The organism is Pinibacter soli (assembly GCF_029961145.1).
GTDB lineage: Bacteria > Bacteroidota > Bacteroidia > Chitinophagales > Chitinophagaceae > Pinibacter > Pinibacter soli.
In genome coordinates this window covers 487,609-502,504 of record NZ_JASBRG010000007.1, presented here as the reverse complement: position 1 = coordinate 502,504, position 14,896 = coordinate 487,609, and the positions used below count along the sequence as shown (strand labels likewise).

Genomic DNA, 14,896 nt, shown 5'->3' with positions numbered 1-14,896 from the left:
CGGGTTTGTCCCCAAGGAAAAGGGGGAGCGTAAATTGTTTTCAATCTAGCCTTAATGGGTAGAAAGAGCTCTCTGAAATTTTCATCCTGCTGCTTATATTTGTGGCAATGGAACGTTATTTTGAAATACCGGTAAGTTATGAAGGGGAAGAGCAACTCCTGAAAGGACGACTGGTTACTTTTATGTGGGGAGTTAATATTTAAGTTGCTCGTGCCCGGGGAGTTTATCTGTGCATGAGTTGACAACATTACAATGCGGACCTCAAATGGTTTTTTAAAAGCCTGGACTTTACTATGCTCCATCTGCTTTATTTAAACAAATAAACAAGAACCGAATTCTTTCAGCTCTTGTTTATTATACGATAGCATGTGTATTACAATAAAGGTTTTCAGTAGTTGATCATTGCAGCGTCACTTTTATGATATTTGGTATCGGGGGGAGCGTAGTGAAATCGTTGGGATTCGGAACTGCCTGGATTGGTTTTCTCTCATTCAGTGGTGTGCCAGCAAGATTGAATTGTGTGATGCCTGCTCCTGGAAACTGATTAATAGCTGTGCCATCATCAAACAAGCCGATCATAGAAGAAACATCTCCTTTCTCTGTAGCCTCAATATCTTTGCCGGTAGTGGCAAAGAACCAATCATTCGAAAAACCGTACATTGTAGCAATGGCTATTTTTTCCCCGTTTCTTAGAGACAATAGTTGAGATACTTTACTTCCCATGTTACCATTGATCCTTGGAAGAAGTACCGTTGTGGCGGGGTCTTTCAGTACATATACAGCCTTCACACCGGGTTTTGTTTTCAACGCCGCGGCAAGAATATCTGCATTGCCTTTTTGTGCAAGGTCTTTCAGTCCCTCACCTCTGTCATACTCACCTGTTTTGTAAAAAGGATTGGCGCCGCCATCATAGACCACAACAAGAACAGGTGACAGTGGTGTAAAGATGCCTGTCAGCTTCGAGACATAAGCGCTTAGGGTCGCATTGTTTCCGGCTTCAGCAATGTCGGTTAGTCCGTTGGCAGAAAGTTTACCTGCACTAAAAATAGGCTCTGGTAATAACAAATTGCCGCCAACAACATAAGAGATGGCCCAAACGCCCGGACTAAAAGGTGTTTCGTTTGGAGTGCCGCCGGAATTATTCATGATGGTAAGTGTGAAGGTGGAATTGCCGTTATAAGCAAGTGATAATTTCATCAGCTGGGAAGCCGGTAAATAAGTGTGTCCATAGTCATCCATTGATGTTACTTCTTTAATGTTCCTGGCAGTTGCTTCGGCTGTTCCGGGATGCACTACACCGGCGCCCGGAGTTTGGTTCATGCGGGTGCCATTATCCCAAAGCTTTACCTGCGAAGATACGTCGCCGGTAATGGGGGTGCCGTCATCATTGTACAGTTTTATGCCGGGGTTTTCCGGCGCAAAGAACAAGTCATTGCTCCATCCGTACATGGTAGCGAAAGTCAATCGCTGGTTTTTAGCAGCTGAAAAAGTAATAGCAGCAGATTCGCCAGGAGGAATTACCGCTGGCTTTCCATTTCCCTGGAAGGTGCCTGATTCTACCAGTGGCCTACTATCCAACACATTCTCAATGGTTATGGTGTTAGGCTGCGGCATAGACGAATTGTCTTTTTTGCAGGCTGTAAAGAGTAAGCAAGGCAGGACAAGTAGTGAGAGTTTTTTTGCAAGACTTGTGTTCATGGTATTATCTTTTTGTACCGGCAAAACAACAATAACAGTGTCCCAAACCTGTTTCATAATTATAACAAAAGTATCACAGCCATTTTTGTAGAAGAATTTTGTTCAATTTTGTTTTGTCTATGGATAACAAAAAAGTATTGATAATAGAAGACGACAACAATATCGTGGAACTACTTACGATACACCTCGTTGATCTTGGCTGTAAAGTGATGTCAGCAGAAAACGGCGAGCTTGGATGCAAAATGGCGAAGGAGGAAGCATTTGACCTTGTCATACTTGATATTATGTTGCCTTTGCTCAACGGAATGGAGGTCTGCAGAAAAATAAGACAAACAGATCGTCGCACACCGATTATCATGTTAACTGCCAAGTCAGAGGAGCTGGATAAAGTACTGGGGCTGGAAACAGGAGCAGACGACTATCTGACGAAACCCTTTAGCATCCGCGAATTCATTGCAAGAGTAAATGTGATTTTCCGCAGAAGCGAAGAGCATGCGGTCTCTTCGAGCGAAACACTGCCACAATCTGTGTTAAGTTATGGTGGCCTCGTTATCGACATTGATAAAAGAAAAGTCACACTGAATAATTTGAGAATCGATCTTTCTCCCAAAGAGTTTGACCTGATAACGCTGCTGGCAACGCATCCCGGTAAGAGCTATAACCGCAAACGCTTGCTGAACCTGGTATGGGGATATGATTTTGAAGGCTATGAACACACAGTAAACAGTCATATAAACCGGCTGCGTGCGAAGATTGAAGAAGATGTTTCAAATCCGAAATTTATTTTAACCACCTGGGGAATTGGATACAGGTTTAATGAAGAACTATAAATTATGTCAATCCGAACAATAAAAGGCAACTTGCTATTTTGGAAAATCGCCATTGTATTTACTACGCTGATTGTTATGCTGGGTGTAGTGTTTGTAATCATTGCTTCAAGATATTCTTCTTCCTACTACACCGCTGCGCACCAGGAATTATATGGCGACCTTGCCCGGCACCTTGCTACTTTTTCCAAACCTTTTAAAGATGGGAAACCCGATACTACCGTAACACACGACATCATTCACTCTACAATGGTCGCCAATCCGAGTGTGGAAGTGTATTTGCTGGACACGGCGGGTAACATAACAGACTATGTTGTTCCGGACACTACGGTGCAAATACGTAAAGTAGATATTGCAAAAGTAAAACAGTGGCTAGCCGCCAGTGAAGGGGATAAGCCAATGGGAGACAATCCTAAACAGCCAAATGAACCGAGTATATTTTCAGCCGCTTCAGTATATGACAATGGGAAGCTTTCCGGTTATGTATATGCTGTTTTGTCCAGCGAAAAACAGCGAAACATTTTGAATGCCGTCAACGGTCATTTACATTATCGTCTTGGTATGTATATCTTTTTCACGGTTCTCGTGGTAACATTTATCGTAGGGCTCGTTACCTTTTTTTTAATAACCGGCAGTATTGACGGTATCGTTAATGTAGTGAAGAGATTTAAGGAAGGGGATTACTCTGCCCGCATCAAGGGGCATGATAAAGGTAATCTTGGAATGCTTACTTCCACTTTTAACGAGATGGCAGATGTCATTGTTGACAATATTGAAAAGATCACGGCTACTGACAAATTTCGCCAGGAACTGATCGCCAATGTTTCCCATGATCTTCGGACACCGCTGGCTATTACCCGCGGTTATGTAGAGACACTTATGATCAAAGAGGCTGATCTAACGGAACAGGACAAGCACAAATACCTGCACATTATTTACGACAGTACAAAAAAACTATCGGTGCTGGTGGAGCAGTTGTTTCAGTTTGCGAAACTGGAGGCAAATCTTATCACTCCGCAAAAAGAGCTATTTCTTATTAGTGAACTGGTCTCGGATATATTAGTAGCAAACGAGCTGAAAGCAAAAGAAAAAAGGATAGCGCTGCATATTGACACTGCCGGTGCGATCCCTGCTGTGATGGCCGACATTGCACTAACTGAACGGGTATTTCAAAACCTGCTGGACAATGCATTCGGTCATACGCCTGAAGGGGGCCGTATCACCGTTCATTTGAGCAACGAAGAGGAAGGTGTAAAAGTGGAGGTGAGTGATACCGGAGCAGGCATTGCTAAAGAACAGCAACCATTTATCTTTGAACGTTATAAACAATTAGGGAGCAAGGTTGTCGAAAAAAAAGGAATGGGAATAGGACTTGCCATTGTAAAAAAGATTCTCGAGCTGCATCAGTCAACGATAGAGGTAATTAGTGAGCCTGGAAAGGGCGCCACTTTTCTTTTTGTGTTACCCATCGTAACAAAGCCTGTTGTGTAAATAAATTATCTGTCCCGGGAAGGTCGGTTGATTCCTTGCTGTTAGAGCCTATCCTTTTACACTTAGAAAAATTTCATTGCCTTATTCTTTTTTTGTTATGTCTTGTGTTTGAAGAGCAATGATTCGCAAACTTTGATTGTAAGTTTTACCGAAACATTTCTATCTAAAAACGTTATACAAACTATTCTGCCAACCAGATCTTCTGAATAGATTTGGAGCATGGCTTTGGATGCTCTGATCTGGATTAGTGGTAAGTCGATCGGTAAAACGACACAATACTACGCTTTCAAATATTGCTACGCACAGTTGATGCATTTCCACATTTACCAGGGTAATGTAACACGAATATTTTGCTCTCCATATTCGTTAGGCCCACTTGATCTGGTGGCAACAATCGGCAGGGCCACATTAAAAATGTTAGACGTGCTGTTTTGATGCTGTCACACAATCATCGGTTGATTCGCATATACATTACCGTTACCAATCCAGATTGAAATATTATAAATTTTGTACTTCATTCGGCAGACTTAGAAAGGTCGTGTACAACATTAGGTTTGTCGTAAGGGTGGCCGGAAGTTGTCTTCGCGCAAGGCAGATAGGACGTATATTGGCTTTGAAATCTTTCTAAAAAGTGCGTGAAGTCGCATTATACAACAAAGGAGATAGGATGACCACAAAACTAACATCAGGGTTGAGTACAATACAGGGTACCCCCGAATGAAAGCTATAAATAACTAATCCTGCCAGCACAAGCGTAGGAAAGCTTGATTTTTTCAGTGAAGCATATAACCCAATCAGCACTTTATATAACATCTCAATCGAAAAACCGTTCCGATGACCTTATAATTGTACGGACCATCGTTGACGCAATAGCAAGAAATATATTTAAGCACCTAACAACCTAATGTGTGGCGATTTTTAGATGGGAACATACTTTAGCAGCAAGTTCTTCGTATTCTTTCACTGAGCATGGCTTGGCAAAATATCCAGCTGCCCCATTGGCAAAACATGCACGTATATGATCTGCATTACTGGATGAACTCCATACGAGTTTTGGTACATTAAACAAATGAGGAAAGTTTTTCATGATTAACAAGACCTCAACCCCAGTAGCTGGAGGCATATTATAATCCAATATAATCAAGCTGGGATATTTATCCGAAGATTCTTGCACCAATGCGTTCAAAAGGGCATCACTATTACGAAAGGTCTTAATAACAACTGAAGGTTTGTGGTTTAAAATGGCTTCTTCCAACAGAACCAAATCTTCCGGATCGTCGTCGGCAATGAAAATAGTTCCTGTTCTCGGGGTAGTCATTAGAGAGGTATTTAATCCGTCATGCAAAAATATAGAAGTCATTTGGTTTGGTTGTTTTTTATCTGTTAAGGCTGTAATACTTTCTGGGTCAATGCTCTTTGCATTATTACAAACTAAGACTGTGTCAGGGGAAGCGTGATTATAAAAACAGCGCCTTCTCCAGGCTTACCTTCGGCCTTAATAGATCCTTTGTGCAGGTCGACAATTTTTTTACAAAGCGCAAGGCCAATTCCTGTTCCTTTGTATATGCCCTTTGGATGAAGCTGTTGAAATAAGTCGAACATTTTCTCTACATATATTTCTTCAAAGCCAATACCGTTATCCGCAAATGTAATTGTGGCGACATCTGCAGCCACCACAGCATTAATGTTCACTACGGGTGATTGGTCGGCCCTGGCGAATTTTAAGGCATTTGACAGAAGGTTCTCAAAAAGTTGTTTGATCTGTCGGCTATTACCCTGAATAGTTGGTAATTCACCTATGGTGATCAACGCGTTTTTTTCTGTGATGGCTATTTCAAGATCCTGGATAATTTCTGCGGCAATCACATTAAGATCTAAAATGTCGAATTCATTTTTTTGCATCGTAGAGTAGGAGAGCACATCCTTTACGAGGAGACGCATACGGTCTGAGGCGCTGATCAGGTTTTCAAAAAACACGAGGGCCTCTGGCGGCATGGCATGTCGAAACTTATGCCCAAGCATATCACTGTAAAAACTTATTTTTCGTAAAGGTTCCTGCAAATCATGGGATGTAACATAAGCAAATTGTTCTAACTGTTTGTTGCTCTGGTTGAGCAATGTAATATATTCTTCGAGTTCTGCTTTTGTTTGCTTAAGCTCTATATTGTCCTTTAAAGTTTGCTCTATCAATTTTTGTGCATGTATGTCAACCAGGAAATTATTGCGTGACATTACTGAACCATTTTCATTGACAATAGCAATCGATACCCCCGTGTGCCATCTGTATTCACCTGTCCGGATATCCTTTACCCTCTGTTCCGGAACTACAATGGCCTCGGGGCTTTCAGCGTTTGTCTTCCAATTTTCCCAGGTCTTTGCCAGGTCCTCCGGATGTAATATTGATTGCCATTGATTATTGTTGATATTCTCAATAGTAGCACCTGTATAACTTTCAACCCATTTATTGGCAAAGGTGAGTGCTCCTTTCTTATTCAAACTGAAGATCATGATGGGCAACGAATCGGTCAGGCTCCTGTATTGCTCTTCGCTTTCGCGCAGCCTGTCCGCCAATTCAATCAACTGACGATTCTTTCGCTTAATTTCTTCGTAGGGAGAAATGCCGGGATCATTGTTGAATTGGATGGTCCATTTCTCAATGATAAAATCATCGATCCGGATGTTATGCGCCAGGCGATATTTTAGTTCAATTCTGGTGCCTGCATCGGCAGTGGATACATTAATATTGGATACCAGCTTTTGGGCGTAATTAAATCCTTCATCTCTCGTTTCAGAAAAATTATGCCTGTTGTCTTCTAAAACTGCATAGATAAATTTTGGCTGTTCTTTTTTCCCGGAAACAAACAAGGTCAGCGTGGTGGTAATGTTGTTTGCAATTGAACTTCTGCTTACTTCTGAAACAGCAGTGGCAAATGTTGTTTGCGCGGAAAGAGACAAGCCGGTTAACTCCGCCAGCCTCATGGATTGTTTGTGAGCAAGTATTAAATCCATTTCATTTTCCAGGATCACCTTAGTTAACTCAATCATAATTTGCCGTTTACTCGTCCCACAATTACAGACATGTCGTCTGTTTTTCTAGCGTGATCTTTGTAAATCACTGCGGCCAATATTGAAAGATCACATTTCAATATGCCGGGATATTTTTGCAGGTCCCATCTCGTTTTAATACCATCGGAACACATAATGATCGTTTGGGAATGTTCCGCATCAGTTATTTGCTCCTTCAGTGTATTGGGAATATTATGCCCGATTATTCCATTATAGGAAAGATAATTTTTGCCGGTAAAACCATTGGTACTTCTTGTAGCTATGTTACCGATACCACAAATGCTCCATGTTTTTTGTTTTATGGAATAGATGGCTACTGTTCCTACCAGCCCTCTTGTTCGTTTTGTTTCAATATGAATCTGTCTTAACATTTCGGAAGGAGATTGCATGAAGGGTATTTTTGCAACAGTCTCAACGGCATGCATTACTGCTTTGTTTGCCTCGACTCCATGCCCCAGGCCATCACCAATAAAAAGCGTGATATAATCTTTTGTCACTTTATGATAAGTTGCATCACCACTCACTGTTTCGCCGGGTTTTGCTACCACAATCGACTTTATTTCGGTTTTACTTTTTCTTTGTGCGGTACTACTTTTTTTAAACACTCTGGATAAAAGAACAGTGCCCCAATCTTTCAATGAGAATATTTCAAAGTCATCCGACAAACGTTTAATAGCGCCAAGTCCGTGCCCCAATGTATTTGCGGTAGACATGCCATCACTGATCATTTTAAGGGGGTCTGTCATGCCGGGCCCATTATCGATGCCGATAATTTCCAATCCTTCCTCGTCAGGGTCTGTAATGGCACGAACGAGTATTTCACCGCCTCCTGCATGCTTTGCAAGATTGGATGTTATTTCTGCAACAATGATATCTATCTCCCCAATTTTTTTCTGCGAAAAATGCAGACCAACTGCAATGTGATGAATTTCCTTTTTTAATATCGAAAAATAACTGCGATCGGAGGCATTAAAACTGATGTGTATTTCGTTAGCCATTCTTCCATTTAATAATTGTGACAATTGTACCTTTTCCTACAACGCTGTTGATCGTAAACTCACTTGACAATCGTTTAGCTCCCGGCAAACCAAGACCAAGGCTTTTACCCGTTGAGAACCCATCTGTCATCGCCCTTTCTACATTTTCAATGCCTGGCCCCCTATCCGTGAATGTAAGCCTGATGCCATTTTCTCTTATTTTACTAACCACTTCTATCAATATTTCCCCACCATTTGCATACCGTAACATGTTTCTTACCAGTTCACTGGCGGCGGTAATTAGTTTAGTCTGATTAACAAGCCCCATTCCTATTTTTACGGCGTGCTCCTTGACGCGATTCCGAAAGGGAACAACATCCTGCTCCTTTTCAATCTTGAAATTGTCTTTATTCAGTACCGTCAAGATTGTCATACTGTTCGTCGTCGTCGTAATCCGGGACTTCTCCATTAACTAGTATTTTATTTTTTAACAGTTCCATTCCCTTCTCTACATTGAGTGCCGTATGAACTCCGGAAAGCGGTAATCCGAGTTCTATTAGCGTGATGGCAACGGCCGGCTGCATGCCTACAACAACAGTAACTGCGTCCATTATTTTGGACATGCTGGCTATGTTCCCAATAATACGGCCCATGAATGAATCAACAATTGAAACAGCGGATATATCTATTAATACACCCCTCGCTTCAGTCGTGCTGACCATTTGCACAAGATCCGATTCCAGGTTAAGGGCCAGGCGGTCGTAAAGATCAACCTGAATAGTAACCAGCAGGAACTGGCCCATTTTTAAAATAGGTATTTTCTCCATCTGATGATCTACATGTTTTTAAGCGAATAATTCTCTTTTTGCTTTTTACGAACTTCCAGCTGCAATACACTAAATGCATGCTTCAATGCGCTTGAAAGCGAACTTTTTGTAATTACATTGGAAAGATCAATGCCAAGATGAACAACGGTTTGTGCTATTTCCGGGCGTATCCCACTGATGATGCACTCTGCACCCATCAAGCGTGTAGCACTAACTGTTTTAATTAAATGTTGTGCCACGAGAGAATCCACTGCCGGGACCCCTGATATATCAAGAATCGCGATGCTGCTGCTGGTGTTTACAATCTCCTGTAACAGGCTTTCCATTACTACCTGTGTTCTTGCACTATCCAGTGTGCCAATAATCGGTAAAGCGAGGATGCCATCCCAAACGCGGATAACGGGTGTTGAAATCTCAGTGATCTCATCGGTTTGTCTTAAAATAACTTCTTCTCTTCCCTTGATGAACGTTTCAAAAGTGACAATGCCGAAGCTATCAATGAGTTTATTGACTTTCATTGTTGCATCGTACAAAGCAACCGGATCGCTCTTTAGTTCCTGTTGAAGTGTTTCAAACAAGGCATCTTTCAAACTAAACACGAATGTTCCTGTTTCACGGGGAGAAAATCCTTGCCTGGCTCTTGTAATAGAGATGCCACTAAGGATTTCATAAACATTTTCAAAATCAGCAGATTCAATATCGGCAAGATTTTCGTCAGTTAGTTTCTTCAGCAGTGCGTCCACCAACTCTTCAGATTGAATACGTAGTTCGTCATTGCTCATCAGGTCCTCACGAAGGTTTGCATCCTTTAGCTGATTTTTCATCCAAAGGTCAAGTATCTGCTTTTTCTTTTTTTGTAGCATTTTTGAAATTTCAATTTTCATGAACAGGAATTTGTGCATGTTGTATAATACAGTACCAATAAATTAAAAAGGGATTTGAGGCCAATTCTAGAAGATAGGATCTTGTCCTTAAATATAGTAATTAAAGTGGTAAATAGCTGAAAGGCAGTAAAATATTGACCCGACCACGAATAATCGTTGCAAACCAAACCTATTTCGTGTATGACTGACACACTCCAAACAATACTAGTGGTTGATTGTCGGCAACTTCGCTGGCATTAAATCGGCAATTTAAGTGGATGGGTATAACTTATATATAAATGCTCTATTTCCATTAATTCCAGAGTTATATTACTGTCTACTTTGTGCTTTTAATGTAATGCAAATTAGGTCCAATTCCGTCAGGCGTTGTATAACTAGTATGTTTGGAGCCGTCAAATTTCCAAAGATCTGCATCAACTGCTCCAATCCAAAGATTTACATTTTCATCTTCATTAATAGCAAATACACGCGTAAGGGTGCCAGGCTTGTCAATTGGTTGATATTGTTGGAAAATGCGCGTAAATTGATCCCCTGACCGCGCCGCAAACTTATGGCAATTAAAGTTCTTTGAAGGAGATAGGCTGCTTTATCTCTACAATGAAACAGATGCCGCAAAGCAAGTCCCATTTTCATTTACCAGTTGGCGCAATAAAATTTCTTTATCAATCAAATTACAGGATATGAAAAAAATATTTTTTCTGTTGATCATTGTTTTGTCCGTTGCAAGCTTTGCACAGTCGGCTATGTTGGAGAAGTTCAAACAAAAAATAAAAGATCGTGCTGCACAACGTACCGATGAAGGGATGGACAAGGCAATGAATAAAAACTTTTTCAATGCGCATTCAGGTTTGAGTTGCATGAAAATAGCCATCGCACCGGCAACAAAAGACAATTGGACGATTTATTTGCGCAGCGAGAGAGCGGACGTCGAAACATTCAGCAATGCACCAAAGCCGCTGGTGAAGCTCGGCAGCTCATACGACAAACCTATACATGTGGCCATATGGATACAAAAAGAACGTTTCCGCCTGTGGATGAACGGCGAAAAATTGTATGACGTACCACAGGTCGTTCCAGAAAAATCGGCGTTCAACAGACTAAGTTGCTAAAATGGAGGTTGCCGATAATTTTAAGACGTGGATAGGCAAAATTGTTTTCATCATCTTATGTTGGTTGAATGTATTTTTAATTCACGGTCATTCATTTTCCCAGCATGTTTTTAAGTTTTGTAAAATCGACCGCTTTTTTTATCGCTTCGTAGTTGTCTGCAAATACCGCATCGCCTTTTGCTATTTTATAAACCACGGTAAAAAATTGGGGGGAAGATTTTGGTAATTTCTTATGATAGTAATCAAGATTGGGCTTTACGGCGAAGAAAGAACCACGGGTACCCTCGTCTACAAATTTTTCAAATCTTTCCTCTTCATTCCACATACAAATAGCAGGGAGGGATAATTCGGTTTCCGGCCTCTTTAAATATTCGTTCACATTATTGAGGTACTTGTTGGTGTATTCTTTTTCGCTGGGAACTTCCTGTATCGACTTCTCCAATCTCTTCTTTTGTATCAATAAATATTCTTTGCGGCTTACATAATAAAAGGGAAGTGTGTCATTGTAGGTAATAAGCCAGCGATATTCTTTTACCTCGCCAGGTGTGCCATAATCAGCAACCACCTCTTCTCCCATATACCAGACACCTTCTTTTTCCTCTGGCTTTTGTTTCAATTTTAAATAGCTTCTCACTTCGTCCGGGGCAATAGTTGCGGCATAGAGATTATTCAATGAGAACACCACATTAGCCGTAATGCTTACATTAGTAGGAGTAGAGTAATCAACATAGTATTTTGATTTATCAGTGCTACTTCCGTCACACAAATACCGGAGAATATGCATCGTATAATTATAGGGATCAGCCACCCAGTTTTGACCGGCAACTGAATACTTGCCATACATATTGCTGTACCCGACCTGACATCCGGTTGGGGTATAGTTAGTAGTGATCATTTTATGAATAGCTGCCATTACTGCTTTCTCTTTTATTAAGTCAGCCGCAGTTACATCGTGAATAGAACCCTGCGGCCCTTCTTTCCAGGTACCCGGTTTTTTGCGGAGTGATTCTTTGGTACAATCTTGCGCAAAGGCAGTTATTGTCATAAGGGTGAGAAAAGTTGAAAGGATGTATTTCATATTGATTGTTTGAATGTTTTACCATTGTGAAAGCGTGATGCCTTTCAGTATGCCGGTTCCACTAACCGATCCGCGGCCGCTGATTAGGCTGGACCGGCTTTCTACGCCTATTTCCACTGATGTGTCTAAAGCACTTATTCCTTTATTTACTTGCTCTATGCCCTTATTAATAGTTTTGTCTATAGGCTTTTTTCCCTCTGATTCCGGCGATTCGATACCCGCTTCCAGTTTGGCTTTTGACACGATGCTTACCTCTTGTACGCCACTTTTGTCTATCTCCAGTTCGATACCTGAGCCGATAGTAGCTTCTGCTTTCACAGGGCCTGCACTGCCGCCGACCCCCAATTCAACACCTGCTTTTACTACTGCATCCCAGTCGCTATTCCCCTCTTTATCCATGTTTATGGTAATATCCGTACCAATTGATGCATCCGCTTTTACCGGCCCCTCTTTTATACCAGCCCCTATCTTCGGGGACAATACCAATGTAGATCGCAAATACTCATTCCCTAACTCCACATGCGTGTATTTAATTACATCAGTATTAAAATGGAAAGTGGTATGACTACAGTTTGTTTCCATAGTGAGAAAACCGGCAAAATTTGTTCTGCTATTATACTTGCAAGCGATGTCATCAAATTCAGCCAACTTTGTTTTTACCAGCTCATTCTCGCTATTAGGCGGACAAATCGATGATTTGTCCATAAATATTACTTTCTGGCTTGCAATGCTGTTCAACCACTCAATTTTTGCATGAATTTTTGTTACTTCAAAATCCTCGGGCCAACTGGTGTACTGTGCATAATACACCTGATCGTTGAGCATTCGACGCATATTGTCTAACACTGCTTTCTGCGTCATTTGGAGTTGGGTATTTACCTTTTCAATGTATTCATTGCGCACTTTATTCACCGCATCGCAATATTCCTTAAGCGGGTTTTCGCGCCCTTCGCCAATAAGTGGTTGGTATTTTTTATCTACAAGTTTTTCTGCAGCAGCCCGGTTATTTTTCCATTCCTCATCATCCTTCAGCACATCATTGACCGCATCTCTTGTAGCCTGCAGCCTGTATAGGAGACCGTTGTCTTTGTCCTCAACCAGGTATTGTAGTTTTCGGAAGGCTGCAACCGCATACCACGGAAATGGATTAAACATTTTTCCCTGACGCTGCGCCGCAAATAGCGCTTCTGTTCTTTTTTGGCTGGCTTCAGTAGCAATTTTTTCAAGTTGTGCCGCACGGCCGTTCAGTTCATTTATCTCTGCATTGCATTTGTCTCTAAACTCATCCCATTCTTTTTCCCGGAGCTGATACTCAGTCACATTCATCTGGTAATTAGGCCAATTGAATTTTTCCAACCCTAATGGATCTTGTGGCATGGGGAATGGGAAATCTATATCCTTACCGGCCTGTTTTTTACGCAGCTCCTGCAGTTTACCATCCTTGTCGGCGTTGTAGCCTTTTTTAATGGATTTCATCAATGCATCAACTGCCCCTTGTACATTCCCCCTGCTTTCCTCAATAACAGATTTGGTGTAATTGGCCTGCGAATGGTAGGCATAAATGCGAATGGTGCTGTCGAGATATTTTTCAGCCCTGGTTATTTCGCCTAACCCAAACCAGGCTTGTCCGAGGTTGTTTAGCAGTGTGCTGTTTTTTGGGAATTTTCCATTCAGGTTATTTAAAATCGGGATGGCCAAATGTTCACCGCCCATCATGCTTAACATGGATGCGTAATTGTTCAGGTTGTCTGTACCCGGTGCAACGCTGCAAATTTTCCCCATCAGGTAGATGGCCATTTTCGGATTGCCCGCAGCCCACAGGCTTGCCGCTAAATTGCCAGCTTGTGCAGTTTTAATTCCCTTCGTTTCCATGTAGGCCAGGAAGTTATCACCTGCGGTAACCACATCCGGTCCAAGCGCAGGAATTATTTTTTTGTGTATGGATGAAACAAAGGTCGCCATACGGGCATCGGTTACTCCTTTGGGTATGGCGGCAATCCTTGCAGCATCCCGGTTTGGAACAACCCTGTTTCCTTCTTCGAATGCTTTTTGTATTTGGGCATCATTTAGGCCCGAAACAGTTTTTTGAATACCGTTCATGTCGGGCATTTTAATGCCCATGCTGTCCATTATCTTTTTATCTTCCGGGCTTATTTCGCCAATAGACTTCTGCATCTCCTTCATCATGTCTGCCATTTCTTTTTGGGTAGGTGCAGCTTCCTTTTGTTTGGGGGTTTGTTTGGTTTGTGCTAAACCTGCAGCAGTAATAGAAACAAACATTAGGAGGAAAAGATGTTTTTTCATACGCTTTATTTTTGGCAAGCCGGGTTCATAAATATTTTTTCTTAACTACACTACGTAATAGATTTTCACGTCACTTCAAAGTCCCAGGTTGAATGGACAGCTGCATTGTCGTTATTATTATCAATTACTTGAATGGAACAAAGGTATTTACCGGACTTTAACGGGTCGCCTACGGTAATGGTTGTCCGAAGAATGGATGCATCGCTTTCGGAAAGCCCGTCGTGGTAAGCAATAGCGAACAGGTCAGACTTACTGAGCATTGTTTGTTGGTTGTCATCTGCATGAGTAGCTAAGTGATAGGAATAACAACTGCTGAAACAATAACAACAAACCAACGAAATTGTTGCGATTATACTTTGCAACCGCATGACGTTATGTTTCCTAAATATAGAAAGCGAGCGGGACAAAAGCAAGCAGCAGGAAGGGTCAGAAAAAGTTTAGCGGCTGACAAGGACTAAATGACTCATCGCTTCCAAGCGGAGGCATCGCGGGATTTGCTGCCTTATGGTATATCGCTTATCGGGTATGTCCAGAAATGCTCACCTAGCGCGGTTCTTTTTATTTAACGGCATTACCTTGAATTGTTCCTTCAATTCTATTTTATTTACGTCCCATGTTGCCGCGAGGTTTGCTTT

General features: G+C 41.6%; 14 protein-coding genes. 4 read left to right on the top strand and 10 right to left on the bottom strand.

Annotated features, from left to right (window positions below; genetic code table 11):
- Positions 1 to 399: 399 nt before the first annotated feature.
- The gene (locus QJ048_RS12985; RefSeq protein ID WP_282334795.1) at positions 400 to 1,755 is read right to left on the bottom strand and encodes a spondin domain-containing protein; all 1,356 of its coding nucleotides are present in this window, start codon (positions 1,753 to 1,755) and stop codon (positions 400 to 402) included.
- 62 nt (positions 1,756 to 1,817) lie between these two features.
- On the opposite strand from QJ048_RS12985, the gene QJ048_RS12980 reads away from it, so the two are divergent.
- The 3 genes from QJ048_RS12980 (at position 1,818) to QJ048_RS12970 (ending at position 4,451) form a co-directional block, all read left to right on the top strand.
- The gene (locus QJ048_RS12980) at positions 1,818 to 2,528 is read left to right on the top strand and encodes a response regulator transcription factor (RefSeq protein ID WP_282334794.1); all 711 of its coding nucleotides are present in this window, start codon (positions 1,818 to 1,820) and stop codon (positions 2,526 to 2,528) included.
- 3 nt (positions 2,529 to 2,531) lie between these two features.
- Positions 2,532 to 4,016, top strand: coding sequence for a sensor histidine kinase (locus QJ048_RS12975; RefSeq protein WP_282334793.1), 1,485 nt, complete (start codon positions 2,532 to 2,534; stop codon positions 4,014 to 4,016).
- A 219-nt stretch (positions 4,017 to 4,235) separates the two neighbouring features.
- The gene (locus QJ048_RS12970) at positions 4,236 to 4,451 is read left to right on the top strand and encodes a hypothetical protein (RefSeq protein ID WP_282334791.1); all 216 of its coding nucleotides are present in this window, start codon (positions 4,236 to 4,238) and stop codon (positions 4,449 to 4,451) included.
- A gap of 466 nt (positions 4,452 to 4,917) precedes the next feature.
- Here the strand turns inward: QJ048_RS12970 and QJ048_RS12965 are convergent, their stop codons facing one another.
- From QJ048_RS12965 to QJ048_RS12940, 6 genes are all read right to left on the bottom strand, one after another.
- The gene (locus tag QJ048_RS12965; protein ID WP_282334790.1) at positions 4,918 to 5,376 is read right to left on the bottom strand and encodes a response regulator; all 459 of its coding nucleotides are present in this window, start codon (positions 5,374 to 5,376) and stop codon (positions 4,918 to 4,920) included.
- A 71-nt stretch (positions 5,377 to 5,447) separates the two neighbouring features.
- The gene (locus tag QJ048_RS12960; RefSeq protein ID WP_282334789.1) at positions 5,448 to 7,061 is read right to left on the bottom strand and encodes a sensor histidine kinase; all 1,614 of its coding nucleotides are present in this window, start codon (positions 7,059 to 7,061) and stop codon (positions 5,448 to 5,450) included.
- Positions 7,058 to 8,080 (bottom strand): ATP-binding SpoIIE family protein phosphatase, encoded by a 1,023-nt coding sequence (locus QJ048_RS12955; protein WP_282334788.1) that lies wholly within the window; start codon positions 8,078 to 8,080, stop codon positions 7,058 to 7,060. The genes QJ048_RS12960 and QJ048_RS12955 overlap by 4 nt, the downstream gene beginning before the upstream one ends.
- The gene (locus QJ048_RS12950) at positions 8,073 to 8,528 is read right to left on the bottom strand and encodes an anti-sigma regulatory factor (RefSeq protein WP_282334787.1); all 456 of its coding nucleotides are present in this window, start codon (positions 8,526 to 8,528) and stop codon (positions 8,073 to 8,075) included. The genes QJ048_RS12955 and QJ048_RS12950 overlap by 8 nt, the downstream gene beginning before the upstream one ends.
- The gene (locus tag QJ048_RS12945; protein WP_282334786.1) at positions 8,467 to 8,886 is read right to left on the bottom strand and encodes an STAS domain-containing protein; all 420 of its coding nucleotides are present in this window, start codon (positions 8,884 to 8,886) and stop codon (positions 8,467 to 8,469) included. Before QJ048_RS12945 ends, QJ048_RS12950 begins: the two co-directional genes overlap by 62 nt.
- Positions 8,887 to 8,894: 8 nt before the next feature.
- On the bottom strand, positions 8,895 to 9,770 hold the full coding sequence (locus QJ048_RS12940) for an STAS domain-containing protein (RefSeq protein ID WP_282334785.1): 876 nt from the start codon (positions 9,768 to 9,770) through the stop codon (positions 8,895 to 8,897).
- 680 nt (positions 9,771 to 10,450) lie between these two features.
- Between QJ048_RS12940 and QJ048_RS12935 the strand changes: the two genes are divergently transcribed.
- The gene (locus QJ048_RS12935; RefSeq protein WP_282334784.1) at positions 10,451 to 10,879 is read left to right on the top strand and encodes a hypothetical protein; all 429 of its coding nucleotides are present in this window, start codon (positions 10,451 to 10,453) and stop codon (positions 10,877 to 10,879) included.
- A 91-nt stretch (positions 10,880 to 10,970) separates the two neighbouring features.
- Here QJ048_RS12935 and QJ048_RS12930 read toward each other — a convergent pair whose 3' ends face one another.
- The 3 genes from QJ048_RS12930 to QJ048_RS12920 all read right to left on the bottom strand — a co-directional run bounded on the left by QJ048_RS12930 (position 10,971) and on the right by QJ048_RS12920 (position 14,521).
- Positions 10,971 to 11,957 carry a hypothetical protein gene (locus tag QJ048_RS12930; RefSeq protein ID WP_282334783.1) on the bottom strand — a complete coding sequence of 329 codons (987 nt, stop codon included), beginning with the start codon at positions 11,955 to 11,957 and terminating at the stop codon, positions 10,971 to 10,973.
- 18 nt (positions 11,958 to 11,975) lie between these two features.
- Complete coding sequence (locus QJ048_RS12925) at positions 11,976 to 14,261, bottom strand: tetratricopeptide repeat protein (RefSeq protein ID WP_282334782.1); 2,286 nt, start codon at positions 14,259 to 14,261, stop codon at positions 11,976 to 11,978.
- A gap of 65 nt (positions 14,262 to 14,326) precedes the next feature.
- The gene (locus tag QJ048_RS12920; protein ID WP_282334781.1) at positions 14,327 to 14,521 is read right to left on the bottom strand and encodes a hypothetical protein; all 195 of its coding nucleotides are present in this window, start codon (positions 14,519 to 14,521) and stop codon (positions 14,327 to 14,329) included.
- Positions 14,522 to 14,896 lie beyond the last annotated feature (375 nt).